The sequence below is a fragment of the Stenotrophomonas sp. YJH_SMC_119 genome, assembly GCF_059368315.1.
This window is the reverse complement of sequence record NZ_JCAFRP010000001.1, coordinates 575859-602054: the sequence shown is the minus strand read 5'-3', so window position 1 is coordinate 602054 and position 26196 is coordinate 575859. Positions and strand designations below refer to the sequence as shown.

Below are 26196 nucleotides of genomic sequence, written 5' to 3'. Positions count from 1 at the left end.
GACCCCTTGTCTTCTGGCGCTACCGCAGCGGCCTGCGATCAGGGAGAATCGACCGGTCCCCTCCAGCCGACGGGACGTCCTTACAACCCGCCGACTGGAGAGAGCGCGCGTGGAAGCAACCGTACACTTCATCAACAGCATCATCTGGAGCAAGGCACTGATCTTCGTGTGCCTGGGCGCCGGCCTGTTCTTCAGCCTGCGCACCCGCTTCATGCAGATCCGTGGCTTCTTCGAGATGTGCCGCCTCACCGTCAGGGGGGAGAAATCCGACGCCGGTGTGTCCTCGTTCCAGGCGCTGGCCATGTCGATGGCCGGCCGCATGGGCATCGGCAACATCGCCGGCGTGGCCACCGCCATCGCCTTCGGCGGCCCCGGTGCGATCTTCTGGATGTGGGTGATGGGCTTCCTCGGCGCGTCCACGTCGTACGTGGAATGCACCCTGGCGCAGATCTACAAGACCAAGGACGCTGAAGGCCGCTACCGCGGTGGCCCGGCCTACTACATCGAAAAGGCCATGGGCCTGAAGTGGTACGCGCTGGCCTTCGCCATCGCCACGATCATCGCCGCCGGCTTCCTGATGCCGGGCGTGCAGGCCAACGCGATCGCCGACAGCATCATCAACGCCTGCCGCGGCACCGCGCTGTGCGGGCCGCTCGATGGCCAGGCCTTCGGCATGGAATCGGTGCAGGCGCTGAAGCTGGGCATCGGCATCGTGGTCGCGCTGCTGCTGGGCGTGGTGATCTTCGGCGGCGTCAAGCGCATCGCCAACTTCGCCGAAGTGGTGGTGCCGTTCATGGCCGCCGGCTTCATCCTGATGGCCATCATCATCATGATCATCAACTACGACCGCGTGCCGGAGATGTTCAACATCATCTTCAGCAGCGCCTTCGGCACCCACGCCGCGTTCGGCGCGATGATGGGCCTGGCAGTGGAGTGGGGCATCAAGCGCGGCATCTACGCCAACGAAGCCGGCCAGGGTTCGGGCCCGCATGCAGCGGCCGCCTCGGAAGTCTCGCACCCGGCCAAGCAGGGCTACGTGCAGGCCTTCGCCATCTACTTCGACACCATGATGGTGTGCACCGCCACCGCCTTCCTGATCCTGGCCAGCGGCACCTACAACGTGTACTCGCCGGCAGGTGCCGGCGCCCCGCCGATCTTCCAGGGCCTGGCCGGCATTCCCGAAGGCGCCGGTTACGCCCAGGCCGGCGTGGAAGCCGTGCTGCCGGGCTGGGGTTCGGCGTTCGTGTCCATCGCCATCTTCTTCTTCGCCTTCACCACCATCATGGCGTACTACTACATGGCCGAGACCAACCTCAGCTATGTGAACCACAACAGGAAGCGCCCGCTGACCGTGCTGGTGCTGCGCCTGGGCATCATCGGCATGGTGGTGTTCGGCGCGTTCCATAATGCAACCCTGGCCTGGGCGCTGGGTGACATCGGCGTCGGCCTGATGGCCTGGCTGAACATCATTGCCATCCTCATCATCCAGAAGCCGGCCATGCTCGCCCTGCGTGATTACGAACGACAGAAGAAGCTCGGCCTCGATCCAATCTTCGACCCCGATGCCCTGGGCATCAAGAACGCCGATTTCTGGCGTCAACGCAAGCTGGAGTTGTCCCGTAGTGAATGATCCCTGGAAGAATGCCCGCCGCCCGTCGTCGCGACCGCCGCGGGCCACCCCGCTGCCACCGCGTGAGGGCGGCACCCCGCCGCCGCCGGGGCGCGGCAACGACGAACTGCGCCTGTATGGCTGGAACGCCGTACAGGCCCTGTTCGCCAATCGCCCGCAGGCGCTGCGCAAGCTGTACCTGGTGGACGCGCTGATTCCGCGCATGCAGCCGGTGCTGAAGTGGTGCGTGGCCAACCGCGTGGGCTATCGCGTGGTGGAGGAAGGCGATCTCAACAAGCTGGCTGCCACGACCCATCACGAAGGCCTGGTGGCCGACGTGCTGCGTGCGCCGGTCGTGCCGCTGGCGCAGTGGCTGGCCGATCTGGAGCAGGGCCCGGTGCTGGCGTTGTGGCTGGATGGTGTCGGCAACCCGCACAACTTCGGCGCGATCCTGCGCTCGGCCGCGCATTTCGGCGTCAAGGCGCTGCTGCTGCCGGCCGGCAGCACGCTGGCGCTGTCCGGTGCTGCCGCACGTGTGGCCGAAGGCGGGGCGGAGTCGGTGCCGCTGGTGCAGCTGCCGGAGACTGCTCAGGCGATGGCGCAGCTGCGTGCGGCCGGCTTCGGGCTGGCGGCGACCCTCGTTGAGGGTGGCGACGACGTGTTCCGTGCGTCGCTGCCGGAGCGGCTGGTGTACGTGATGGGCGCCGAAGGCGAGGGCATGGACCGCGGCCTGGCCAGCGAATGCGACATGCGGGTCTCGATTCCCGGCAGTGGCGCGGTGGAGAGCCTGAACGTGGCCTCGGCCACGGCCGTGCTGCTGGCGCAGTGGGCCAGTCGACGCGGGTGATCCCGTATCCGGGCTCGCATGATCGGGGTCGGATCCCTCGCCGCAGGCGAGGGCTCTGACCCTGCCGGGTTCCTGATTCAGGACCCGCCTTGATGGGTGCGAACCTTGGTTCGCACCGCTCCTGCCGCTGCGCTTGCCGGGCACGGCCCGGCACTACCGCATCACTCGTTCGGTGGCGTGGTCGCCTTGGCTTCGCTGCCGAAACTGCCATCGGCTTCCGCCGCCAGGTACGCGAACACCGTATACGCGGCCACGTTCTGCGCCAGCGCCTTCGGGTCGATCTTGTCCAGCGTGTCGTCGGCGGTGTGGTGCAGGTGGAAGTAGTCCGAGCCGTCCTGCGCCAGCCACGCCCACGCACCGCCCTTGGCGGCCAGCGGGCCGACGTCCGGGCCCGGGCCACCCTTGTCGGCCTGGTACTCGATGCCCAGCGGCTTCATCACTTCGGCAATCTGCTTCGTCGCTTCACGTGAGCCTTCCGGATTCGGTGAACCGGTATTGAAGGCGTAGATGCGGCCTGCGCCGAAGTCGCTCTCGGCGGCCAGCTGGTGCAGGGCCACGTCCTTGGCGTGTGCCTCGGCATAGGCCTTGCCGCCGTAGAGGCCCTGTTCCTCGTTGGCGAAGGCGATCACGCGGATGGTGCGCTTCGGTGCCTGCTTGAGCTGGCCGATCAGGTGGCCGGCGGCCATGGTGATGCCCACGCCCGCGCCGTCATCGACCGCGCCGGTGCCCAGGTCCCACGAATCCAGATGGCCGCCGATCACCACAACTTCCTTCGGCAGGCTGCGGCCGGTGATCTCGCCGATCACGTTGTACGAGGTCGCCGTACCATCCCAGCCACAGTCCAGCGCCACCTTCACCGTGGTGCTGCCACGTGCCAGCAGGCGCGCCAGCTGGTCGGCATCGGGCACCGACAGTGCCGCCGACGGCACCGGGGTCAGGCCATCATCGAAACGGGTGATGCCGGTGTGCGGCACGCGGTGGGAGTCGGTACCGGCCGAGCGCATCAGGAAGCCCACCGCGCCCTTGCGGATCGCTTCTGACGGTCCCTTGCTGCGGATTGCACCGCCGCGGCCGTAGTCGCGGCCATCGCGGAACGGCAGCATCTGGTAATCGACGAAGGCGATCTTGCCCTTCAGCGAACCGGCCGGTGCCGCCTGCAAGGCGGCCAGATCGGCGAAGCGCACCACCTCCGCTTCCACCGTGCCGCCCGGGCTGCCGCCCAGCGCAGTGATCTGCAGCGGCTGCGGGTTCCTGCCGGTCACGGCAGCGTGTTCACTGCGGCGCTCCCACTTCGGGAAGGTCACCGGTTCCTTCCACACCTTGTCGAAGCCCAATGCCTTGAACTTGGCTTCGGCCCAGGCCACGGCGCGGGCGTCGGCCTCGCTGCCGGCGATGCGCGGGCCGATTTCGGTGGTGAGCGATTCGACCACCTTCCAGCCGGTGTCATCGGCCAGCGCCTGGTCGCGCAGCTGTGCGGCGGTGGCCAGCGACGCCGGGGGCAGGGTGGTGGTATGCGGCGCCGCGAAGGCCGGGGTGGCCAGCAGGGCGAGGGAGGATGCGATGGCAAGGACGCGGCGACGCATGGACAGCTCCGGGAAGGGACCAAGCCTTGGAGCTTAACAGTCGTTCAGCCCGGCGCATGGGCGGGAGGTCATGGCTGGCGCGAACGCTGTTTTCCGCCATGTCCGGCAATGCGAAAGCCCCGCCGGAGCGGGGCTTTCGCGCAGTCGCGGCAGTGCCGGCCGCTGGCCGGCTTCCGCATGTTCCGACATTGCCGGCCAGCGGCCGGCACTACCGTTCTGCCGCCTTATTTCTTCAGGCTGTCGCGGATCTCGCGCAGCAGCACCACTTCCTCGGCCGGTGCGGCCGGTGCAGCCTCCTGCTTGCGCGAGAGGCGGTTGATCGCCTTGACCACGATGAAGATGGCGAAGGCCACGATCACGAACTGGATGATGGTATTGATGAAGTCGCCGTAGCCAACCACCACGGCCGGAATCTCCTTGCCATCCGGACCCAGGTGGGCCGGCGACAGGGTCCAGGCCAGGCTGGAGAAGTCCACGCGGCCGATCAGGTAGCCCAGCGGCGGCATGATGATCTTCTCGACCAGCGCCGTCACGATCTTGCCGAAGGCCGCGCCGATCACCACGCCGACGGCGAGGTCGATGACGTTGCCGCGCATCGCGAATTCCTTGAACTCGGTGAGCATTCCCATTGTTGTTTTTCTCCGGTGGGGAAGTGGACAGCGCGCAGGGTAGCGCAGGTAATGTCAGCCGGCGATCACGCCGTGGCGCTCGGCCACATTTTCCAGGCGCGCGCTGAAGCGGTCGCCGGGCTTCAGTGCAGCCACGCCGGACGGGGTGCCCATGAACACCAGGTCGCCGGCACGCAGCTGCCACAGCTTGGACAGCTCGTGCAGGATCTCCGGCACGTTCCAGATCATCTGGTCCAGCAGCGCCTGCTGGCGCACCTCGCCGTTGACCTCTAGCGACAGGTTGAGCGCGGCCAGGTCGCCGACCTCTTCGGCGTGGACGATTTCGCTGATCGGCGCGGAGGCGTCGAAGCCCTTTGCGGCATCCCACGGGTGGCCCTTGTCCTTGGCCGCAGCCTGCAGGTCGCGGCGGGTCAGGTCCAGGCCGACGGCGTAGCCGTAGACCAGTGCTTCGGCATCGGCCACGGCCAGTTCGCCAGCGGGCGCATCACGGCCGATCGCCACCACCAGCTCCACTTCGTGGTGCAGGTTGGCGGTCGCCGGCGGGTAGGGGATGGCATCGTCATGGCCGACCACGATCGCATCGGCCGGCTTGCTGAAGAACATCGGGCGGCCGCGGTCATCGGCTGCCGGCACCGCCGCGCCCATCTCGCGGGCGTGGTCGGCGAAGTTGCGGCCGACGCAGTAGATGCGGTGCACGGGGAAACTGCCACCGCCCACCACCGGTACACGCGGCAGGGCTATGGCAGGGATCACATCGGAGACATCGGACATGCGGGCATCCAGGAAGGGCATGCCCGCAGTCTAGAACGCATGGCGCCCGCCGTCAGCGGGCGCGCAGGAGGTGGATCAGCGCGAGGCCGGCAACACCGGCTTGCGTACCACGCGGTACTCGCCTTCGACCACGGTCGGGTCGACCGGACGGGCAACACCCGGCTTGCGCGAGGCCAGCAGCTTCCACGCCAGGCCCACCAGGATCATCGCCGCACCGACGAACACGCCGATGAACACCATCGCGGCCAGGATCGCCAGGCCAAGCAGGCCCACGGCAACGCGCACCAGCGGGTGGCGCGGCTTGCGCGGCGCGAACAGGGTGCGGAACTGGTTGAAGGCGGATGCGCGATTGAACATGGCGGCTCGATAGGCTGGGATCAGCGAAACCAGAGTATCGGTACGCGCCACTGTCATTGAGTGAAAAACTCGTTAAATATAGCCTGTGCTTATTACGGATCAATGACTTGTGTTCATGTCGCAGCCAGTCACCTGAGTGGGCGTGCGACAATGCGGGTTTACTGTCCGAGCCTTCGCCATGACTGCCCCTGCCGCCCTGATCGCCCTTGATGCCATTGCCGATGGCGCGTTTGCCGAGGTCGAAGCGGTGGTTGATGGCGATGCCGAATCGCTGGTGCTGTACCGCGACGGCGCGCAGGTGCGTGCGTTCCTGAACATCTGCCCGCACGCCGGCCGCCGCCTGGACTGGGCCCCGGGCCAGTTCCTGAAGAGCCGTGAAGGCCACCTGGTCTGCGCCGCGCATGGCGCCTCGTTCGCGCTGGACAGCGGCGACTGCATCGCCGGACCCTGCAAGGGCGACCGCCTGCGCGTGGTGCCGGTGGACGTGCGCGACGGGCAGGTTTACCTGGCTTGAGGCAACCGGTGTGCGAACCAAGGTTCGCACCCACAGGCTCAATGGGTATCCACATCAATGGGTATCCAGAGATTCATCCACGCATGGCGTGGATCTACGGTGTCGACCAAGTCGACAGCTACCAGAGCGAGATCGGTGCCGACCAACGGTCGGCACCCACCACCAGCCGCGTGAAACTGTCGAAGGCGGGGTGGGTCCGGTTGCGGGGGGGGCCGCGGCATGGATGCCGCGGCCAAGCCCCCACGGACGGGTTTACGGCGTCCCCCGCAACCGGACCCACCCCGTCATCCCACGGAATGCCAGCCTTCGACGTTGACGTTGACGTTGACGTTGATTCGGCGGGTGCAGGGCGCAGCCCTGCCAACAAACCCAACCCTCAGAACATCAGGTTGATCATCAACACCACCACGCAGGTGTAGATCAGCGACAGCGGTCCGCCGACCCGCCACATCTCGCGCGGGGTGTAGTTGGCCGGGCCGGTGATCATCGAGATCACCGGGTTGGAGGCCGTCATCAGATTGTTGGACGCCGACAGCGCCACGATCAGCGCGAACGCGGTCGGGTTGCCGCCCGCCGCCAGTGCCAGGTTCACCGCGATCGGCACCATCACGATGGTCGCGCCCACATGGCTGATCACCAGCGAGAACGCCGTGGTCAGCAGCGCCAGCGCCACCTCCAGCACCCACACCGGGATGCCGGTGGGCAGCTTGTCGATGGTGTGGCCGGCCACCCATGCCGCCGCACCACTGGAGTCCATCGCCCAGCCGAGCGGGATCAGCCCGGCCATCATGAACACCGTTTTCCAGTTGATCGAGGCATAGGCCTCGTCCATGCGCAGCACGCCGGTCAGCAGCATGCCGGCCACGCCGGTCATCAGCGTCAGCGCCACCGGCAGCTTGCTGGTCAGCGCGATCAGGATGGTCAACGCGAAGATCGCCATGGCGATCTTGAACTTGTGCGGGCGTTGTTCGCCGGTCGGGTAGTCGGTCACCACCACGAAGTCGCGGCTCTTGGCCGCCTGTGCCAGGTCGGTCCAGATGCTGTGGAAGACCAGCATGTCGCCGGCACGCAACTGCACGTCGCGCGCGTCCTCGCGGATCACCTGCTTGTCGCGGTTGATCGCCAGCAGGCTGATGCCGCGCTCCTTGCGCAGGCGCAGGTCGGCCGCGCTCTTGCCGATCACATTCGAGGTCGGCGGTACCACCGCCTCGGAAATGCCGGCGCGGCTCGGGTTGAACAGGTCACCCAGGTGCTTCAGGCGCGAAGACATGCGCAGGAACTGGTTCTGCGCGAAGTCGTTGATCTGCTCGCGCGGACCCATTGCGCCGAGCACGCTGCCCACCCAGATGCGCATCTCCGCCGGCGGCGCCAGGCGTGTGTCGTTGCCGGTTTTCAGGGCCAGCAGCAGCGGGGCATCGTGCAGGTTCTCGGCCTCGCCCAGGGTCATGCCCACCAGCGGGCTTTCGGCACTGACCACCAGCTCGAACACATCGCCTTCGATGCCATAGGTCTTGGCGAAGTAGCTTTCGGTGCGCGCCGGGGTGACCCCGTCGTTGGCCAGGTTCTCTTCCTCGATCAGCTTGCGGTCGCCGTAGTAGCGGAAGTACAGCAGCGAGGCGATCAGCAGCGCCACGCCGATCGGCAGCGGCGCGAACATGCGCAGCGGCTCGATGGTGGCCAGGCCCGAGGGCAGGTTGTTGTTGGCCGAGGCCAGCAGGTCGTTCAGCAGGATCAGCGGTGAATTGCCGACCATGGTCAGCGCACCGCCCATCACGATCGCCGCCGAAATCGGCAGCAGCAGGCGCTGCAGGGTCAGGCCGGTGCGCGCTGCCAGTCGCGAAGCCACCGGCAGGTACAGCGCCATCACCGACGGGTTCTGCATGAAGGACGAGTTCAGGCCGGCAATGGCCGTGGTCATCATCAGCAGCCGCTGCTCGACGCCATGACCGCGTCGCAGCAGCCACGCGGCCAGCCGGTTCAGCGCCCCGGTGCGGTCCAGGCCGGCACCGAGGATGGTGGTGGCGATGATGCTCATCACCGCGTTACCGGAGAAGCCGCCGAAGATTTCCTCCGGCGCGATCAGCCCGGTGACACCGAGCACCACCAGTACCACCAGCGCGACCACGTCGGCGCGGATGCGCTCGAACAGGAACATCGCCATCGTGAAGCCGACCAGCCCGAGCACGAGCTTCATGTCGTTGGTCAGCGTCAGCGCGGTATCCATGTGGGGCGCGGCGTCCTCAGGCGATCGTCAGGTGCGGTCGTACAGCAGGTCCCAGACGCCATGGCCGAGCTTCTGGCCGCGGGTCTCGAAGTGGGTCTGCGGGCGCCAGTCCGGGCGCGGCACGCTGCCACGCGGGCCGGCACGGTTGACCAGGCCCGCGGTGGCATCGAGCACGTCCCACATCTGCTCGGCGTAGTCCTCCCAGTCGGTGGCACAGTGCAGGCGGCCGCCCGGGCGCAGCTTGCGCACCAGCAGTTCGGCGAACGCCGGCTGCAGCAGGCGGCGCTTGTTGTGGCGCTTCTTGTGCCACGGGTCCGGGAAGTAGATGCGCACTTCATCGAGCGCGCCATCGGCGATCTCGTTCTGCAGCACTTCAACCGCGTCGTGGTGGTACAGGCGCACGTGGTCGGCGTTGTCGTCGGCCAGCGCGTTCAGCAGCCTGCCCACGCCCGGGGCGTGCACTTCGATGCCGATGTAATCGCGTGACGGGTCGTGCTGGGCGGCGAAGCGCAGCGCGGCACCGTTGCCGAAGCCGATTTCCAGCACCTTGTGTGCCGGGCGGCCGAAGGTGGCGTCCAGGTCACGCGGTTGGCCGGTGTAGTCGAGGCCGAAGCGCGGCCAGCGTTCGTCGAACGCGCGCTGCTGGGCGGGGGTGAAGCGGCCTTGGCGCAACACGAAGCTGCGCACCTCGCGGCGGCCCTCGCTCACGGTGAAGGGCTTGGGCGGAGCCTTGGAACCGGCGCTGTCGAAAGGATTGGTCATCAGCCGATCAGCCCATCCACCGGCGAGGAGGCGCTGGCGTAGCGCTTGCGCGGGATGCGCCCGGCCAGGAAGGCCTCGCGGCCGGCCTCGACCGCCTTGCGCATGGCACTGGCCATCAGCACCGGGTGGCGCGCACCGGCAATGGCCGTGTTCATCAGCACGCCGTCGCAGCCCAGTTCCATCGCAATCGCGGCATCCGACGCGGTACCGACGCCGGCGTCGACGATGATCGGCACCTTGGCGTCTTCGATGATCTGCAGCAGGTTGTACTTGTTCTGGATGCCCAGGCCCGAACCGATCGGCGCGGCCAGCGGCATCACCGCAGCGCAGCCGATCTCTTCCAGGCGCTTGGCCAGGATCGGATCGTCGGAGGTGTAGACCATCACTTCGAAGCCGTCCTTGACCAGCTGCTCGGCAGCCTTGAGGGTCTGCACCACGTCCGGGTACAGCGACTTCTGGTCGCCCAGCACTTCCAGCTTGGTCAGGTTATGGCCGTCCAGCAGCTCACGGGCCAGGCGGCAGGTGCGCACGGCGTCTTCGGCGGTGTAGCAGCCGGCGGTGTTGGGCAGGATGGTGTAGCGCTCCGGCGGCAGCACGTCGAGCAGGTTCGGCTCGCCCGGGTTCTGCCCGATGTTGGTGCGGCGGATCGCCACGGTGACGATCTGGGCGCCCGCGGCCTCGGTGGCCAGGCGGGTTTCTTCCAGATCCTTGAACTTGCCGGTGCCGGTCAGCAGCCGCGAGCCATAGGTCTTGCCGGCGATCACCAGCGAATCGGGGGAGACATGAGCGTTCATGGCGCGATTATCGCCTATCCGCCTGAAGATGGGATCACGCAAGGCGGTGCTGTCCGCAGGAGAGCGAGGGTAGAGCCGGCCGCTGGCCGGCACATGCAGGGTGCCTGACAGCGTCGGATTGCCGGCCAGCGGCCAGCACCACCCGGAGGTCTCAGCCCCCGCCCAACGCGTGCACGATCTCCACCACGTCGCCTTCGGCCAGGACGTGCTCGCCGTGGCGGCTGCGGCTGACGATCTCGCCGTTGACCTCGACCGCCACCCGGCGCTGCAGCAACTGTTCGGCCTCGAGCAGGTCGTGGAGGGTTGCCGAAGCGGGCAGGGCGCGGGGTTCGCCATTGAGCTGGATGTTCATCCGTGCATTGTCGCCGATAGCCCGCCGGGATCGGAACACTTGCAAATTGAACGGGGCGCCAGCTCCGGCACAGCAGGTTTCCCGGCGATCGGGCGACAATCCATGCGGCGGCGCAGCGTGAGCAAAACGCGGCGCAGTGAAACCATTCACCGTGCGCCGGCGTACGTCCGCCGGGTCCTCAACGATATCCCCACAGGAGTTTTTTCATGCTGCTCAGCAAACGCCCGATCCGCACCCTGATGGCGGCCGCGATCGCGCTGGCCGCGCTTCCGGCCATGGCAGGCGAATCCCCGTATTCCAAGGCCGTGTTCTTCGGCGACAGCCTGACCGATGCCGGCTATTTCCGCCCGCTGCTGCCGGCCGATGTGCGTCCGGTGACCGGCCAGTTCACCACCAACCCGGGCTGGGTGTGGTCGCAGCAGGTCGCCAACTACTATGGCCTCAATGGCGCCGCCAATGGCAACGGCCAGAACGGTGACAATTACGCGGTCGGTGGTGCCCGCGTTGGCGTGGACGTGCCGAGCGCAATGGGGACTATCCCCTCGCTGAAGTCGCAGGCGGCCCGTTATCTGGCCGCCAACGGCGGCAAGGCTGACGGCAATGTCCTGTACACGGTGTGGGGCGGCGCCAATGACCTGTTCGCCGCCGCAGCTGCGCCGACGCAGGCACAGGCCATCATCGGCGCCGCCGTCACCGACCAGATCGCTCTGGTGGGTGCGCTGAAGCAGGCCGGTGCGCAGTACGTGCTGGTGCCGAACCTGCCGAACGTCGGCCTGACCCCGGCCTTCCGCGGCCCGAACGCGGCCACCGCCACCGCGCTGTCAGCCGGCTACAACAAGGCTCTTTATGGTGGCCTGAAGCAGGCCGGCATCGAGTTCATCCCGCTCGATACCTTCACCGTGCTGGGCGAAGTCGCCGCCAATCCGGCCATGTACGGCTTCACCAACGTCACCAGCACCGCCTGCAAGATCGATCCGGCCAATTCGACCCAGAGCATCCTGACCTGCAATCCGACCAGCTACGTCAGCCCGGATGCGGCCAACACCTATCTGTTCGCCGATGGCGTGCATCCGACCACGGCGGGCCACCAGCTGCTGGGCCAGTACGCGGTCTCTGTGCTGGAAGCCCCGCGCCTGCAGCAGGTGCTGAGCCACTCGGCACAGACCATCGGTCGTTCGCGTGCCGATCAGGTCAGCATGCACCTGGGCGGTCGTCCGGCCGACGGCCTGTCCTGGTGGGGCGGCGTCCGCGGTGACCTGCAGCGCTACGACCACGCGGATCTGTACGATGGCCTGGCGCCGGCCGGCCTGTTCGGCATCGACTGGGCGCGCGACGGCATGGTGGTCGGCGGCTTCGCCGGCTTCGGCCGCCTCAACGCCGACTTCGGCAACAGCCGTGGCGATTTCACCCAGAAGGACACCACCGCCGGTCTGTTCGCCGGCTGGTACGGCGATCGCATCTGGGTGAACGGCCAGGTCAGCTACACCTGGCTGTCGTATGACGTGAACCGCAAGGTCCAGCTCGGCCCGGCCACCCGCGAGCACGGTGGTTCGCCGGACGGCAGCAACCTGACCGCCGCCTTGAACGCCGGTTACGAGTTCGGCACCGAAGGCGGCTTCCGCCACGGCCCGATCGCTTCGGTGATCTGGCAGAAGGTGAAGATCGATGGTTACACCGAAAGCGCTGCGGCAGGCACCCTGGCCACCGCGCTGGGCTACGACCGCCAGAACGTTGATTCGACCGTTGGTCGCATCGGTTGGCAGGCCCGCTTCGATGGCGGCACCCTCAAGCCGTACGCGCAGCTGACCTACGACCATGAGTTCGAAGACACCAAGCAGGGCAGCGCGTGGCTGCAGACCCTGCCGGAACTGGGCAGCTACCGTGTGCCGGGCCTGAAGTTCGACAAGGACTACGCGACCGTCGTGCTGGGCGCCCGCACCGAACTGTTCGGGCTGCAGAGCAACTTCGGCCTGAGCGCTTCGGCCGGGCAGAAGCGTGCCCAGGACGCAACGCTGTTCGCCAACTTCAGCGGCACCTTCTAAGCAGAAACCAGGCGGGGTCGGCCCTCTCGGCAACGAGAGGGCTTTGACCCCCGGCCTGATGCGATGGGCACCATTGCGCAACACGGGGCCCAGCGCATAGACTTCCCACCGCAACGCGGGCGTAGCTCAATGGTAGAGCTGTAGCTTCCCAAGCTACTGACGTGGGTTCGATTCCCATCGCCCGCTCCACTTCAGCTTTCCATGGTGTTCCAAGGACGTCCATGGAGTGTTGCAAGTCATTGTCACGGTTCGGCTTTTCCAGAAAAGCCGTTCCAGTGACGTCCAGCGAAATCCACTGACGGCCGGCCCAAACTGGTACAAAAAGTGGCCCAAACAATGCGCGAACTTCCCCTGCCGCATTGTTGCTGGAGGAGCCGAGGTCCGATGGGAAACATGGCACTCAACTCGCTTTCATGGAGTTGGGATCATGCTTTCAGACCTCATGGCCCGGCAGGCCAAGTCCACCGGCAAGCCATACGCACTGGCCGACTTCGACGGCCTCTATCTCTACGTTTCCGCCATCGGCACCAAGGCTTGGCACTTCCGCTATTCGTGGTTTGGCAAGCGTGAGCGCATCACCCTAGGCAACTATCCGGCGCTTTCCCTGAAGGACGCCCGTGCACTTCGCGATGAAGCCCGCTCGCTGCTCGCCAAGGGCGTCAATCCCCACAGCGAACGCAAGCGCAAGCGGCACGCGATCGTCCTGGCCGGCGAGCACACCTTCATGGCCGTCTACGAGCAATGGCTGGCCCATCGCCGGCTCTCGCTGGAGGAAGGACGGCAGACCAGCCTGGAACAGATCGGGCGCGTCTTCAAGAAAGATGTGTTCCCCTCGCTACGGCACCTGACCATCTACGAAATCACCCGCGCGCACCTGCTGGACATCATCGGCAAGGTGGAGAAGCGCGGCTCGCTGTCCGTGGCCGAGAAGCTGAGGACCTGGTTCACCCAGTTGTTCACCTACGCCACGGTGGCGATTCCCAACATGGGCGATAACCCGTCCAGGGACCTGGAAGTGGTCGCGCTGCCATTGCCGCCTGTCGAACACAACCCGTTCCTGCGCATGCACGAGCTGCCGGTTATGCTGCAGACACTGCGCAAGTACCGCGGGCGCCTGAACACGCAGTTGGGCATCCGGCTGCTGATGCTCACTGGTGTGCGCACCGGCGAGCTTCGCTTCGCCACGCCCGATCAGTTCGACCTCGACCGGGGCCTGTGGGTCATCCCGGTGGCCAGGCTCAAGCAGCGCGCGCTGCTGACCAAGAAGAAGCGCAAGCGTCTCATCGACATCCCGCCCTACATCGTGCCGCTGTCGGTGCAGGCGCAGGAGATCGTTCGCCACCTGTTGGACCAATGCAAGCCTGCCCAGGTCCATCTCATCCCAGGCGACTGGTGCCTGAAGAACCCGATCAGCGAGAACACGCTCAACGCCGCGCTCAAGCGCATGGGCTACGAGGACCAGCTCACGGGGCATGGCATCCGGGCGACGATCTCGACGGCGCTGAACGAACTCGGCTACCCGAAGAAATGGGTGGATGCCCAGCTATCGCATGCCGATCCAGACAAGATCAGCGCGACCTACAACCATGCCGAATACGTCGAGCAACGCCGCGTCATGATGCAGGACTGGGCTGATCGCCTGGACCTGTTCGAGCAGAACCAGGTCGAGGTTGCCAGCCGGCATCTGACCATCACGCTCCAGGGCCTGCCGACCATCGCCGGCCAGGGGGCCGTGCAGCCGCCGGTGGTCGACCTCACCGCGCCGCAGCTGATCGTGACCGCGCCGACGTCCAACCAACCCGAAGCGCCGGCATCGGTGCAGCGGCTGTCGGCCGTGCGCATGCCCGAGTACGCGCGGCCGCGCCTGTCGGAGGTGCAGCGCGGACGCCTGCAGGTGCTGGAGACCTTCGAGGCGCCGCACAACCTCTCGGTGGCGGACTACGCCAAGCTCGCGGGCAAGTCGCGCCGCTGGATCACCTACGAGATCCAGGCCGGCAACCTGCTGTCGATCCACATGGGGCACCGCGGGCAGCGCGTGCCAGACTGGCAGCTCGATCCGCTCAAGCGCAGGCTGGTCCAGTCTGTCCTGAAGCAACTGCCACGGGGCGTCGACACCTGGGACATCTACCACGCACTCCTGCGCTCGTACGAGGCTCTCGGGACACGGCCGGCCATCGAAGCCGTCAACCCAACGAACCTGCACCTTGCCGCGCGGCTGGTGGCCGCACAGTGCATGCAGGCGAGCGAGCCAGTCGTGACGACAGAGTTCCCTGAGCAGGTCCGGCAAAGCGTGCAGCGGCTGGTGCGCGAAGCCGTCGCTGCCGATGCCGCCGAAGTGGCGCCCGGAGACTGATCAAGCCAGGGGCGCGCCGAAGTTCGGTCAGGCGCTTGCCTGGAGCGCGTGGAAGAACGGCTCCAGGCGGGCGCTGCCCGTATCTCGACGGCTCAGGAAGTACGTGGTGAGCGTCAGCGCGCCCTCTTGCAAGGGACGCTGGACAACGCCAAGGGAACGATGGCCCTCAATGCGGGTGGCGGGTGCCAAGCAGATACCGTAGCCGGCGGCCACCAAGGTCATCATCAACCCGAACGATGTGGCCGTCGTGACGGCCGAGGGGACGACGCCGGCTGCCGTCAGCAGTGAGTCGATTTGCCCACAGTAGCCGACACAGTCGCGCCCATCCAGGGCGATCCAATGGTGGTCGGCCGCCTGCTCCAGGGACACTGACGCAAAGGCCAGCAAGGGGTGATGGGCCGACACGGCCAATGCCAGCGCATCGCGCCAGACGGGTCGGACATCGATGCCTTCAGGGGCTGCGGGCGATTGGCAGAGGCCTGCCTCGAAAGCCCCCGCGAGCAGTCCTCGATGCTGATCCTCCAAGCGCTCTTCGTGAAGACGAATCGGGTTGTCCGGATAGCGCCGACGGTGTACCGCCATCGGTACCGACAACCTAGGATAGGCCAGGCAGTCCGACAGGGCAATGTTCAAAGGATCGGAAGCGATCATCGTGTCACCCGCACAACGCCGACACTGGAAAAAACCGCGTGCCATCGGTCAATGAGATAAGTTTAACGTGGTTTAAATTCGCGTGAAACGTGACGCTTCTGTTGATGCAGAAGCGATCAGTGCAACGCGGGAGACCTGCGGGAACAAGAACCTATGAAAGCGAGCCAGCGCGCGCTTTCGGCGTTGCCGTGCGCGAGGCACGGTCCGCGAAGGCGCTGGCGCAGGAGGTGCTGGCGGAACAGGCGGGTATCGCGCGATCGCACATGGGCAAGATCGAGCGCGGCGAGCACATGCCCACGCTAGTGTTGATCCTGCGGATCGCGAAGGGGCTGGGTTGCTCGGCCGCGGCACTGATGGCTGCGACCGAGGCGCAACTGTCCGAAAAACAGGAAGACGCTGTCTAGGTCGGCGTTGCGTCTCTCACCTACAACGAGGTAGTACGCAGGCGCCGCATTGCCGTCAGTGACTACCTATCGATAGACGGGATGGCGACGGCACAGATCCGCCACCTGCTGTCTTACTCGATCCCGCACGGCAATTAATCCAACACCACCGGTTTCCAATGCATCCAGCACGTCGCACAACCAGCCGGCCAGTTCCTCGCACTCGGCCACGCCGAAGCCGCGCGTGGTCACGGCGGGCGTGCCGATGCGCACGCCAGAGGTCACAAACGGCGAACGCGGGTCGCCCGGCACGCTGTTCTTGTTGGTGGTGATCCAGGCATCGGCCAGCGCCGCGTCCGCATCCTTACCGGTGTAGGGCCTGGCGGACAGGTCGATCAGCATCAGGTGATTGTCGGTACCGCCCGAAACGATTTTGTGGCCGCGCTGCTGGATCACGGCGGCCATGGCGCGAGCGTTCGCCACCACCTGGCGCTGGTAGGCCTTGAATGCAGGTTGCAGCGCCTCCTTGAACGCCACCGCCTTGGCGGCGATAACATGCATCAGCGGCCCGCCCTGGACGCCGGGGAATACGGCGGAGTCGAGCTTTCTGTAAAGGCCCTCGTCCTGCCCTTTCGAGAGAATGATACCGCCACGCGGGCCGCGCAGGGTCTTATGGGTGGTGCTGGTGACCACGTGAGCGTGGGGCAACGGGTCAGGATACTCGCCTGTCGCCACCAGGCCGGCGACATGGGCCATGTCCACCCAGAAGATGGCACCCGCCCTGTCGGCGATGGCGCGCATGCGTGCCCAGTCCTTGTGCCGCGAATAGGCGGAGAAGCCGCCGATCAGCAGTTTCGGCCGTGCCTGCATCGCGATGCGCTCCATCTCGTCGTAGTCAATCAGCCCGGTTAGGGGGTCGAGTCCATAGGGCACGATCTTGTAATGGCGGCCGGAGAAGTTGGATGGGTTACCGTGGGTCAGGTGGCCACCCTGAGCCAAGTTCATGCCCATCACGGTATCGCCGGGGTTGGCCAGCGCCAGAAACACGGCTGCGTTGGCCTGGGCGCCGGCATGGGGCTGGACGTTGGCCCAATCACAGTCGAATAGCACCTTGAGCCGCTCGATGGCTAAGCGTTCGGCCACGTCCACATGCTCGCAGCCGCTGTAGTAGCGCTTGCCTGGGTAACCCTCGGCGTACTTGTTGGTGAACACCGAATTCTGGATGGCCATCACCAAAGGGCTCGCGTAGTTCTCGGAGGCGATCAGTTCGACATGATCCTCCTGACGGCGCGCTTCGTGGTGGACTGCCAGGGCAAGTTCCGGGTCGAAATCGGCGAGGGCAACAGAAGTGTCATACATGGTGTGCGTCCTGGTCGGGCGGATAGCGGTTGGGGTTGGACGTCATACGGTGATGTCCATCGGCTGAGCCGGAACAGACCAAACCTCGCAATCAACCAGGTCCGATGAAAGCAGGCGCGCTACACGCACCACGATGTCGTCAATCTGACGCTCGTCGCAAACGAATGGTGGCAATAGCCTGATCACGGTGTCTCGGGTCACGGTGATGAGCAGGCGCTGCTCAGCCAGCGCGCGCCCAACTAGTTCCTTGCAGGGCCGGTCCAGTTCGATACCCACCATCAGTCCCAGGCCGCGAATGGCGAGGACGTGCGGGTGACCTGCCAGCGCCTTGCGCAGGCCCACCAGCAAGCGAGCGCCCAGCACCATGGCGCGCTCGGGCATCCTGTCACGGGCCATGATGTCGAGGACGGTGCAGGCCACCCGGCAAGCCAGCGGATTGCCGCCGAAGGTCGAGCCGTGCTGGCCCGGCGAGAACAGGTCTGCCGCAATACCGCGCGCCAGGCACGCGCCGATGGGAAAGCCATTGCCCAGCGCTTTCGCCAGGGTCACCACATCCGGTGAGATGCCCGCGTGCGCGTATCCGAACCACGCGCCGGTGCGCCCCATGCCGGCCTGGATCTCGTCGAGCATCAGCAACCAGTCCCTCTGGTCGCATAAAGCGCGCAGTTCGCGCAAGTATTCGGCACTGGCCACCCGAATGCCGCCCTCGCCCTGTACAGATTCGATCAACACCGCCACGATGTCCGGGGATTGTTCTGCCGCCTGGCGTACCGCGCTGATATCACCGTAGGGAGCACGCAGAAAGCCAGGCAGCAACGGCCCGAAACCCTGCTGGTTGGCCGCGTTGTCTGTGGCGGCGAGCGTGGCCAGCGTGCGGCCATGGAAGGCGTTGCCCATGACTAGGATCTGCGGTCGTGCCACCTGCCTGCGATGGGCATGCAGCCTGGCCAACTTGAGGGCGGTTTCGTTGGCTTCCGCACCCGAGTTGCAGAAGAAGGCGCTTTCCATCCCGGTCAGCGCACACAGGCGTTCCCCCAACTGCTCCTGCCAGTCGATGCGGAACACGTTGGAAGTGTGCAGCAGCGCCCCGGCCTGTTCGGCGATGACGGCCGCGATTTCCGGGTGGGCATGACCCAGGCTGGTAACCGCGACACCGGCAATGGCATCTAGGTACTCCACACCCTGATCGTCCCAGAGCCGCGCGCCGTTACCGCGCACGAAAGAGACAGGTTGGCGGGCGTAGGCGCGCATCAGGTGAGGGGCGGTCGTCTGCATGGGAGATTCCTCGAATTCGGCACGGTTGGCGTAACCGTCAGTCCGTGTGTTGAAAGCCTCGGTCATCACTTCACCCTCTCGTTTGCAGGCGTAGGCGTAATGACCGATGTACGTACCCGCAGCAGCACCCGCCCGTTGAGCACAGCATGCGCCGCCAGCCCTAGCACCAACCCCCAGAACGCCCCGCCAATGCCCAGCAGGGTGATGTTGGCGGCGGCCGCCAGAAACGTGATCAGTGAGGCTTCCCGGGTCCTGGCATCGGACATGGCGGTGGCTAGGCTGCCGCCGATCGTCCCCAGCAGGGCCAGGCCCGCCAGCGTGGTGATGAAGGTCGCCGGGAAGGCCATGAAGACCGCGGCCAACGTCACCCCGAACACGCCGATCAGAACGTAGAACACCCCAGCGGCCATCCCCGCGATCCAACGCCTGGACGGGTCTTCGTGTGCCTCCCGGCCCGTGCAGATGGCGGCGGTGATCGCCGCGATGTTGAAGGCGTGCGAACCGAACGGCGCCATCAGCAGCGAACCCAGGCCCGTGATGGTCACGATGGGGTTGGCGCTGGTCTTGAAGCCGTCATTGCGCAATACCAGCATGCCCGGCATGTACTGCCCGGTCAGGGTAATGAGGAACAGCGGCAACGCCACGCTCAACAAGGCGTTGAGCGAGAACGCGGGCATGGTGAACACCGGCGCGGCCAGTTTCAGGCTCAGTCCCGACAGATCGACGCGGCCCTGCGCCAGCAGGAATACCAATCCCAGCACCAGGATGCCCACCACCGCATAGCGCGCGGAATAGCGCTTGAACACCAGATAGGCGGCGATCAGCAGTCCCGCCAGCAGCGGATCGACGCTCAAGCCGCCGAAGGCGCCAGTGCCGAATTGCAGCAGGATGCCGGCCAGCAGCCCGGCAGCCACGCCTGGCGGTATCAAACGGATAACGCGCTCGAACCAACCCGACAGGCCCAGCAGCACAAAGGCGGCAGCCGAGATCAGGTATGCCCCGACGGCCTCGGCATAAGGTGTGGTTGCCAGTGCTGTGACCAGAAACGCCGCTGCCGGCGTGGACCAGGCGGTGATGATCGGTTCGCGGGATACCCAGCTCAAGATGATGCCTGTCACGCCCACGCCAATGGAAATCGACCACACCCACGAGGCCGTCAGCTCCGGGCTCAGGCCCGCGACCTTGGCTGCCTGGAACACCAGGATGAAAGTGCCGCCATAGTTGACGATGACCGAAATCAGTCCGGCCACGACGGGATGGGTGAGATCGTTCCAACGAACGGGCGAAGCTGAAGGATCCGACGGCATGATCTGAATTGGGCTCCTGGCATGGGGATGAAATGACCATGAGACGATAGACTTGTAATGGCATGATGTTCCCTACCAATTTCCAGATGAAGTACCTACCAATTGTTCAAGCATGCCCAACTTGAATCCGTCAAAGCCTGGCTCGGCGACCCCGCGCACGGCGCGTTGCCCCTGCATGCACGGGTACAGCGGGCCATTCGCCAGTTGATCCTGGATGGCGCGCTCGATGTAGGCCGCCCCCTGCCCGCGTCGCGCGCGTTGGCGAAGTCGCTGGGGGTGTCCCGCGACACGGTGGAGTCGGCCTATGGCCAGTTGCACGCCGAAGGTTTCATTGAGCGGCGGGTCGGCAGTGGCAGCTTCGTGTCCGAGCAGGCCCGGTGGCTGCCCGGGCGCGGCAGACCACGGCGCACGAGCGTGGATCGCAAGGCACCCCTGCGCCTGAGCCGGCGCGGCGATGCCATGCTCCAGGGCGGCGGCGTGCGCGACTTCCTGATGTCGCGCCCCTTCGCGCCCGGCGTGCCGGAGACGCGCAGCTTTCCGCTGCCAACCTGGGAGCGCTTGCAGCGGCAGGTGTTGAAGGAGTACGGCACCCTGGCGCTGCTGCACAGCCCACCGCAGGGCATGGAGCCGTTGCGACGCGCCATTGCCGCCTACGTCAACCTCGAACGAGGCGCGCAGGCCACACCCGAGCGCGTGCTGGTGCTGACCAGTTCCCAACAGGCCATGACCCTGTGCGCCACCGTGCTGCTCGATGCTGGCGAGCGCATCTTCATCGAAGACCCCGTGTACCACGGGGCGCGCAAGGCATTTGACGCCGCCGGGTTGGATTGCGTGCCCGTGCCGATGGATGACCAAGGCATGCAGATAGCGCACCTGCTGGCAAAGGCGCAGACCCCTTGCAATGCCGCCCGGGTGGTGTTCCTGACGCCCTCGCACCAGTTCCCAACCGGGGCTACGCTGGCGTTGGACCGGCGCCTGGCCGTCATCGAATGGGCCCGCCAGCACCAGGCTTGGATCATCGAGGACGACTACGACAGCGAATTCCACTACGAAGGAAAGCCCACCGCATGCGTACAGGGGCTCGACCCCCACGGCCGCACGATCTACATCGGCACCTTCACCAAGTCGCTGTTCCCCGGCCTGCGCATCGGCTACATGGTGCTGCCGGAGGCTCTGGTGTCGCCCATGACCGTGGCCCGCACCCTGCTGGATGGGCACAGCGCACCGATCCCGCAGCTCACCCTGGCTCGCTTCATCGAGGGTGGGCATTTCGGAGCCCATGTGCGAACCATGCGGGCCGTCTATGCGGAACGCCGCGATGTGCTGGCGCAGCTGGTGCGCCAGCACCTGGCCGACTTCGTGGAGCCCAGGGTGCCCGCTGGCGGGATGCAGATGCCTTGCGTGTTCATCCGCGACATTCCCGAGCGCGAGGCGGTGGAATCGGCACGGCGGGTCGGCATCGACCTGCTGGGGCTGACCGCGCTGCATGCATCGCGCCGCCATGCATCGGGCAGGGATGGGGCCGGTTTCCTCATGGGATTTGCTGCCCATGCACCCCATGAACTGGAGATCGCTGTCAAGAAGCTGGCAAGCGTGCTGCGTGCGCTGTGTCGCCGATCACCATGAGGCGCGCTGGCGCCTTTCGTGCTGCCAGCTCCGCGTCAGGGACAGGTAGGGGTTGTCCGGCGGGACTTCCGCGAACAATGTCGAAGGCGTCGCCAACAGATAGCCGTGCAACCGCCGCGACTTGCGCGGCCCGGTGACTTCGCAGGTCCAGATGTTCAGGCCGCTGTCCTGTTTGCGGTGCAGTCCCAGCTTCTCGAAGCGCTTCTGCACCCATTGCCAGTCGTGCAGATTGTCCTGCCGGGCCAGCACCTGGATCTCCGGATGTTCCTGCACGTAGCGCTGGAAAACGCCGGGGCTGACCAGGTACGCCGTGCCAACGACGGTATGCACCAGTGCGTTCGCATCGTTGATGATGAGCTTGCGCGATTCGATGCCTTGCTTGAGCCAGGCAATGAAGTCTTCCCCGGACGGCGTGGCCTTGGTGGGAGCCGGCATGGTGGCAGGACTGGTCGGCGCCAAATGAGTCACTGCCGCAGTTGCGGCGGCGGATGGTGATGGCGGTTCCGCGCTGGCGGACGATGCACTGGTGGTGGTTGCGTCGGACGCATCAAGCATCGACAGCAGATCGGAGACCGGGTCCGCGATCCCGGCCGGGGAATCCGCCACCCCAGGGGACGGTGAGGTGGCCGGGATGCCGGCGGAGGCCGGCGCTGCCTCATCGCCAGGGAGGGCCTCTTCCGTCGTGACCGTGCCGGCGAACGGTGCGGGACGCTCGCCGGACTCCCAGATCAAGGCCGGCGACAGGCGCAGGAAGGTAAAGCTGTGCGACCAGCCGGTGCCGCTCGTGACGGTGGCCCGCCAGATCGCCTTCCCATCCGGGGCGGGCTGCACGATCCCATGGTCCTGGAGCACCGTGAAGACGGCGGTGTTGTTCGATGGAATGCCTTCGATGCCCTGCGACAGGAGGTGCGCGCGCAGCTTGTCGCTGACCGTCTTGCTGACGAGCCAGAGTGCCTCCGGGGTCAGCCATCCATCCGACGGGCCGCCGGGCTGGTTCAGCTTGAATTCCTCGCGCAGCAGGTAGCGCAGGCCATCCAGCAGCTTGCGCTGCAACGCATGCTTCGGCGCCGCCATCGCCCTGGCCGGATCACCGCCGAGCGCCAAGGCCACCGATGCCTGGTCAGCCTTGACGACCAGCTCTCCAAGCGTGCCGGCATGCTCGTACTGGCCCGCCAGCACGTACAGCAGCGCCGACCACAGGTCCTGGTAGTCGCTCAGCCAGTCGAGGATGCCGGCATCGAGCACACGGGTGTAGAGCAGTCCCGTGGCGGCGCCATGCAGCCGGTACTCGCGATCCGTCCGGTAACGAAAGCGGTACGGCTGCCGCAGCGGCCCGTGCCAGGGGTGCCAGACCAGGCCATCGGCCTGCTCGACGTGCAGGTCGACCGCGATCTTGCCAATGTCGTGCAGCAACGCGGCGTAGGCGGTCCCGGCGGTCCAGGCCTCGGCTTGCGCGGCCTGGGCCTCGGGCGAGGCGCCGGCCGGAAGCAAGTGGGACTGCCTCAGTTTGAGCGCGTAGGCCACGATCTCCAGGCCGTGGTCCAGCATGCCGCCCGGCCATGCATGGTGATACGCCTCCGAGGCCGGGAACTGCTGGACCAGCTCGGCGTAGCGCTCCAGCGGCGCGAGGTACAGCGAGCGGAACTGCCGACGCGACAGCGAGGTGCGCTGCCAGATGTGTTCCAGCAGCCGCTGCCGGCGCGGCTCCGCCAGCAGCGCTGCGGCCGACTGCGGTGGCGTCAGCCCTTTGGCAGGCTCGGCAGGAGGTGGCGCGGCGGCGGTGGCCAGCGGCACCCGTTTGCGCTGGAACAGCGAAAGCATGGCGACATCCTGGTGATGGGCTGGCCGGAGGAGCCTTTTGGCCTTTTCGGGTAGGGCCTTTCCCCTTGAGGCCATTCCCTTGCTCCATCCCCAGCCCTTTGGCCTTCGACAAGCCCTTTGATATAGGGGCAGTCGGCTTCGTGTGCCGCAATCAATGCGGAGCCGGTGCGCTCCAGGATCGAGCGGAACAGGCACTGTGTTTTCACCAGATCAGTCCGTTTCAACCGGCGCTGAAAGCGCAGCAGGCCCTGAAACCCCTGCGCCCGAAGGCATGCTTGTCGAGAATGAAGTAAGGAAGTAAGATTTCCTTTGAAACTTATGGAGGCCTCCCATGCTTGCCAAGCTCACATCGAAAAATCAGATCACGCTGCCCAAGGCGGCCGTGTCCGGCGTGGATGCGGCGGAGTACTTCGACGTCACCGTCGAGGGCGGTCGGATCGTCCTGACCCCCGTGCGCGTCCAGAAGGCACAGGCTGTGCGCGAGAAGCTGGAGCAACTCGGGATCACCGAGCAGGACGTTGAGGATGCCGTGGCCTGGGCACGGCAGTGATGCGCAGGGTCGTCCTCGACACCAACATCGTGCTGTCGGCGCTGATCTTCAGTGCCGGACGCCTGGCCTGGATACGCCACGCCTGGCAGCACCAGCAGTTGCAGCCGCTGGTCTGCCGGGAGACGGCCAGTGAACTCCTGCGCGTCCTGGCCTATCCCAAGTTCAAGCTGTCGACCTCGGAACAGCAGGAGTTGCTGGCGGACTTTCTGCCCTACGCCGATGTGGTGGAACTGCCTGCGCCATGGCCAGACCTGCCGGTCTGCCGCGACAAGAAGGACCAGGTGTTCCTGGTGCTCGCGCATGTCGGCAAGGCGGATGCGTTGATCACGGGGGATGCGGACATTCTCGCCATGCGAGAGGACTTTCCCGGCTTGATCATGACCGCCGAAGCATTCGCGGCGCGACAGGCATGAAGGAAACCGGCACGGCCTTGCCCAACGACCGTGGAACGACCATGAGGTAGCCAACCATGAAGCACACCGCACGCATGACCACCGCAGCGCGACTCGGCCGCTGGCTGGGCGGTGTATGGGGCGGTTGCCTGCGCGCGGAGCGTCGGGTGCATCAATGGCTGATGGCGCAAGGACTGCCGGCGGGCGGTGCAGCGGTGCTGATCTGGGGGGTCAAGCTGGCGACCCTCGGCGTGTTGCTGTATGTCTCGGTCTGGGCGGCGCTGTTGCTGGTCGCTCTCGCTGTGGCAGCCAGGATGGCGGAGCAAGCGCCGCAAGGTGACGATGATTTCCTCGGACGCAAGGCCGAAGAGCTGGATCATCGCGAAAGCCTTGCCTACGACCCCATCAACTACAGCGATGACCCAGATCCACGATTCGAAGACGATTGAACCGGCGGTTGGAGCTATTTCTGCTTGGCCGCACCGATCATCAAGCCGCCGCCCCTGCCACCGGCTTGTCCGGCATCCCGCGTGCCAGTACTCAATCCTTGAAGCACGTTGCCTGCACGGATACCAGCCCAGGCCAATGCCGCCACCCAGAACGTGGGCAAGATCAAAAACATCGTGGCCATCACGAAGTTCAGCAGCATGTCTCCGAAGGTGTTGTTGAGGCCCACCAGCGGATCGAAGTTCGTGTGCGGCCGGTTCCAGCCCCACCCCCAGCCGTAGAGTGCATCGAGGATCGTCGAGTCGATCCAGCGGGCGAGCTGAAACCAGAATTCGGTGAAGAACAGCGCGAACTGCACCACGCTCACCGTGACCACGGTCTTGAGGTCATAGGTGCCGGTCAGCATCACCAGCGGGATGCAGATGACCAGCGCCATCTTGAGCAGGGACAGCACCATCGGCAGCGCCTGCCGCACCACGTCCATCGCCGGGAAATAGCCCAGTGATCCGACGGTCAGCCCCACGTCGCTGGCGGCGCGGGTGACGATATTGGGCAGCGTCATGTCGATCTGGCCACCGTAGTCCGTGTAGACCGCCCCCTGGTTGAGCTTCTGCTGGCGAGGGCTTGCGACGGCGCGGATCACCGAGTCGTTGACCTCGGACTGGCTCAGGAAGCCCGCCCAGCCGACCAGTCGCGTCAGCAGGCTGGGATCGACCTGGGCCAGCAGTCGTGCCCGCAGGCCGTGGTCGCCGTCGGACCACCACTGCCGGCAGGTCGGGTAGCCGCCCCCGCCGGGCACCTGGGCTAGGCCGGCGTCGCGCGTGGCGTCGAACGGCCAGGCATCGCGCGGAGTCCTGGAGCGGTAGCTGTCGTAGAAGCCGGCGGTGCCGACGAAGTAGCTGGAGCCGATCCAGGTGACGTCGTGCATCTGCTCCTCGCTCAGGCTGGGCCGGGTCATGAACAGCTTGGCGCGGGCGGGGCCGTAGCAGTCGCGGGTGAAGTCGCTGATCTCCTGGGCCAGCACCGGGTCGTCGATGCGGGTCGCGTCGATGTCCATGCGGATCTGCCGCAGGTCGGTGCCGCAAGGAATGGCCGCGACCGAAGCGCCGGTGATCGCGCGCGAGATCGCGTGCATGGCGAACCACCACACCGGCACCTTGGCCGACTGGTTGTTGATCGTGCTAAACGATTGCGACCAGCCCGTATCGGTCGGCTCTGGGACATTTACTTGGCATTGGGTCGAACGCGAACGGTCGTACTTGATGGTGTTGAAATCGACGTCGATGAAGGGAATGCCCGCGAACATGATCACCACGATGGCGACGAAGACGCGGTTCTCGATGCGAGCCGAGGACAGCACGCCCTTGTTGCCTTCGTCCGCGCCTTCCGCGCGGGCCTTCAACCATTCCTGGATGACGATCGCCAGGAACGGGACGGCGAACACGCCGCTGGCGACCAGCACCGACCAGATGCCGTTGTGGACCACCCAGGACACCAGCGTCAGGTAGTACTCCAGGTAGTCGGTGGTGTACAGCGTCATGGCGAACC

General features: G+C 66.0%; 24 protein-coding genes and 1 tRNA gene. 11 read left to right on the top strand and 14 right to left on the bottom strand.

The window, feature by feature from the left end; genetic code table 11:
* Window positions 1–109: 109 nt before the first annotated feature.
* Window positions 110–1630, top strand: coding sequence for an alanine/glycine:cation symporter family protein (locus tag AC5P6S_RS02800; RefSeq protein ID WP_495204465.1), 1521 nt, complete (start codon window positions 110–112; stop codon window positions 1628–1630).
* Entirely contained in the window at window positions 1623–2456 is an 834-nt protein-coding gene (locus AC5P6S_RS02795) for a TrmH family RNA methyltransferase (RefSeq protein WP_111189391.1), read from the top strand. Before AC5P6S_RS02800 ends, AC5P6S_RS02795 begins: the two co-directional genes overlap by 8 nt.
* Window positions 2457–2617: 161 nt before the next feature.
* Here the strand turns inward: AC5P6S_RS02795 and AC5P6S_RS02790 are convergent, their stop codons facing one another.
* The 4 genes from AC5P6S_RS02790 to AC5P6S_RS02775 form a co-directional block, all read right to left on the bottom strand.
* Entirely contained in the window at window positions 2618–4039 is a 1422-nt protein-coding gene (locus AC5P6S_RS02790) for a M28 family peptidase (protein WP_111198262.1), read from the bottom strand.
* 224 nt (window positions 4040–4263) lie between these two features.
* On the bottom strand, window positions 4264–4668 hold the full coding sequence (gene mscL, locus AC5P6S_RS02785; RefSeq protein ID WP_014038282.1) for a large-conductance mechanosensitive channel protein MscL: 405 nt from the start codon (window positions 4666–4668) through the stop codon (window positions 4264–4266).
* A gap of 54 nt (window positions 4669–4722) precedes the next feature.
* A complete protein-coding gene (locus tag AC5P6S_RS02780) occupies window positions 4723–5439 on the bottom strand; it encodes a fumarylacetoacetate hydrolase family protein (protein ID WP_087802752.1) in 717 nt (238 codons plus the stop codon).
* A 75-nt stretch (window positions 5440–5514) separates the two neighbouring features.
* Window positions 5515–5796, bottom strand: a complete 282-nt coding sequence (locus AC5P6S_RS02775) for a hypothetical protein (protein ID WP_005410817.1) — start codon at window positions 5794–5796, stop codon at window positions 5515–5517.
* A gap of 178 nt (window positions 5797–5974) precedes the next feature.
* On the opposite strand from AC5P6S_RS02775, the gene AC5P6S_RS02770 reads away from it, so the two are divergent.
* Window positions 5975–6310: a Rieske (2Fe-2S) protein gene (locus AC5P6S_RS02770; protein WP_049448786.1), complete on the top strand. Its 336-nt coding sequence runs from the start codon at window positions 5975–5977 to the stop codon at window positions 6308–6310.
* Between the two features lie 376 nt (window positions 6311–6686).
* Here the strand turns inward: AC5P6S_RS02770 and AC5P6S_RS02765 are convergent, their stop codons facing one another.
* The 4 genes from AC5P6S_RS02765 to thiS all read right to left on the bottom strand — a co-directional run bounded on the left by AC5P6S_RS02765 (window position 6687) and on the right by thiS (window position 10442).
* Window positions 6687–8534, bottom strand: coding sequence for an SLC13 family permease (locus AC5P6S_RS02765; protein ID WP_005414317.1), 1848 nt, complete (start codon window positions 8532–8534; stop codon window positions 6687–6689).
* A 27-nt stretch (window positions 8535–8561) separates the two neighbouring features.
* A complete protein-coding gene (gene trmB / locus AC5P6S_RS02760) occupies window positions 8562–9296 on the bottom strand; it encodes a tRNA (guanosine(46)-N7)-methyltransferase TrmB (RefSeq protein ID WP_005410814.1) in 735 nt (244 codons plus the stop codon).
* Window positions 9296–10090, bottom strand: coding sequence for a thiazole synthase (locus AC5P6S_RS02755; RefSeq protein ID WP_107231715.1), 795 nt, complete (start codon window positions 10088–10090; stop codon window positions 9296–9298). The genes trmB and AC5P6S_RS02755 overlap by 1 nt, the downstream gene beginning before the upstream one ends.
* A 151-nt stretch (window positions 10091–10241) precedes the next feature.
* The gene (gene thiS / locus AC5P6S_RS02750) at window positions 10242–10442 is read right to left on the bottom strand and encodes a sulfur carrier protein ThiS (RefSeq protein ID WP_005410812.1); all 201 of its coding nucleotides are present in this window, start codon (window positions 10440–10442) and stop codon (window positions 10242–10244) included.
* Between the two features lie 206 nt (window positions 10443–10648).
* On the opposite strand from thiS, the gene AC5P6S_RS02745 reads away from it, so the two are divergent.
* From AC5P6S_RS02745 to AC5P6S_RS02735, 3 genes are all read left to right on the top strand, one after another.
* A complete protein-coding gene (locus AC5P6S_RS02745) occupies window positions 10649–12484 on the top strand; it encodes an autotransporter domain-containing esterase (protein WP_049460991.1) in 1836 nt (611 codons plus the stop codon).
* A gap of 115 nt (window positions 12485–12599) precedes the next feature.
* Window positions 12600–12673, top strand: a tRNA-Gly gene (locus tag AC5P6S_RS02740).
* Between the two features lie 238 nt (window positions 12674–12911).
* Window positions 12912–14837 (top strand): tyrosine-type recombinase/integrase, encoded by a 1926-nt coding sequence (locus tag AC5P6S_RS02735; RefSeq protein ID WP_320524238.1) that lies wholly within the window; start codon window positions 12912–12914, stop codon window positions 14835–14837.
* A gap of 27 nt (window positions 14838–14864) precedes the next feature.
* On the opposite strand, the gene AC5P6S_RS02730 is transcribed toward AC5P6S_RS02735, so the two are convergent.
* The gene (locus AC5P6S_RS02730) at window positions 14865–15488 is read right to left on the bottom strand and encodes a LysR family substrate-binding domain-containing protein (RefSeq protein ID WP_313466143.1); all 624 of its coding nucleotides are present in this window, start codon (window positions 15486–15488) and stop codon (window positions 14865–14867) included.
* Window positions 15489–15592: 104 nt separating this feature from the next.
* On the opposite strand from AC5P6S_RS02730, the gene AC5P6S_RS02725 reads away from it, so the two are divergent.
* Window positions 15593–15892 carry a helix-turn-helix domain-containing protein gene (locus AC5P6S_RS02725; protein ID WP_024889555.1) on the top strand — a complete coding sequence of 100 codons (300 nt, stop codon included), beginning with the start codon at window positions 15593–15595 and terminating at the stop codon, window positions 15890–15892.
* A 66-nt stretch (window positions 15893–15958) separates the two neighbouring features.
* Here the strand turns inward: AC5P6S_RS02725 and glyA are convergent, their stop codons facing one another.
* The 3 genes from glyA to AC5P6S_RS02710 are packed head-to-tail and all read right to left on the bottom strand — an operon-like array spanning window position 15959 to window position 19812.
* Window positions 15959–17230 carry a serine hydroxymethyltransferase gene (gene glyA / locus AC5P6S_RS02720; protein ID WP_024889556.1) on the bottom strand — a complete coding sequence of 424 codons (1272 nt, stop codon included), beginning with the start codon at window positions 17228–17230 and terminating at the stop codon, window positions 15959–15961.
* A gap of 42 nt (window positions 17231–17272) precedes the next feature.
* Window positions 17273–18571 carry an aspartate aminotransferase family protein gene (locus tag AC5P6S_RS02715; protein ID WP_329916241.1) on the bottom strand — a complete coding sequence of 433 codons (1299 nt, stop codon included), beginning with the start codon at window positions 18569–18571 and terminating at the stop codon, window positions 17273–17275.
* Window positions 18571–19812: a benzoate/H(+) symporter BenE family transporter gene (locus AC5P6S_RS02710; protein ID WP_495204464.1), complete on the bottom strand. Its 1242-nt coding sequence runs from the start codon at window positions 19810–19812 to the stop codon at window positions 18571–18573. The genes AC5P6S_RS02715 and AC5P6S_RS02710 overlap by 1 nt, the downstream gene beginning before the upstream one ends.
* Before the next feature lie 102 nt (window positions 19813–19914).
* On the opposite strand from AC5P6S_RS02710, the gene pdxR reads away from it, so the two are divergent.
* A complete protein-coding gene (gene pdxR, locus AC5P6S_RS02705; RefSeq protein WP_034365169.1) occupies window positions 19915–21438 on the top strand; it encodes a MocR-like pyridoxine biosynthesis transcription factor PdxR in 1524 nt (507 codons plus the stop codon).
* On the opposite strand, the gene mobH is transcribed toward pdxR, so the two are convergent.
* Window positions 21430–23259: a MobH family relaxase gene (mobH, locus tag AC5P6S_RS02700; protein WP_495204463.1), complete on the bottom strand. Its 1830-nt coding sequence runs from the start codon at window positions 23257–23259 to the stop codon at window positions 21430–21432. The genes pdxR and mobH overlap by 9 nt on opposite strands.
* Before the next feature lie 331 nt (window positions 23260–23590).
* Between mobH and AC5P6S_RS02695 the strand changes: the two genes are divergently transcribed.
* From AC5P6S_RS02695 to AC5P6S_RS02685, 3 genes are read left to right on the top strand one after another with little or no spacing between them, the layout of a single operon-like run.
* On the top strand, window positions 23591–23809 hold the full coding sequence (locus AC5P6S_RS02695) for an AbrB/MazE/SpoVT family DNA-binding domain-containing protein (RefSeq protein WP_021205410.1): 219 nt from the start codon (window positions 23591–23593) through the stop codon (window positions 23807–23809).
* Entirely contained in the window at window positions 23809–24222 is a 414-nt protein-coding gene (locus AC5P6S_RS02690) for a putative toxin-antitoxin system toxin component, PIN family (RefSeq protein ID WP_020649368.1), read from the top strand. The genes AC5P6S_RS02695 and AC5P6S_RS02690 overlap by 1 nt, the downstream gene beginning before the upstream one ends.
* Before the next feature lie 56 nt (window positions 24223–24278).
* Window positions 24279–24650: a DUF3742 family protein gene (locus AC5P6S_RS02685; protein WP_024889561.1), complete on the top strand. Its 372-nt coding sequence runs from the start codon at window positions 24279–24281 to the stop codon at window positions 24648–24650.
* A 14-nt stretch (window positions 24651–24664) separates the two neighbouring features.
* Here the strand turns inward: AC5P6S_RS02685 and AC5P6S_RS02680 are convergent, their stop codons facing one another.
* Entirely contained in the window at window positions 24665–26188 is a 1524-nt protein-coding gene (locus AC5P6S_RS02680; protein ID WP_024889562.1) for a conjugal transfer protein TraG N-terminal domain-containing protein, read from the bottom strand.
* Window positions 26189–26196: the final 8 nt, after the last annotated feature.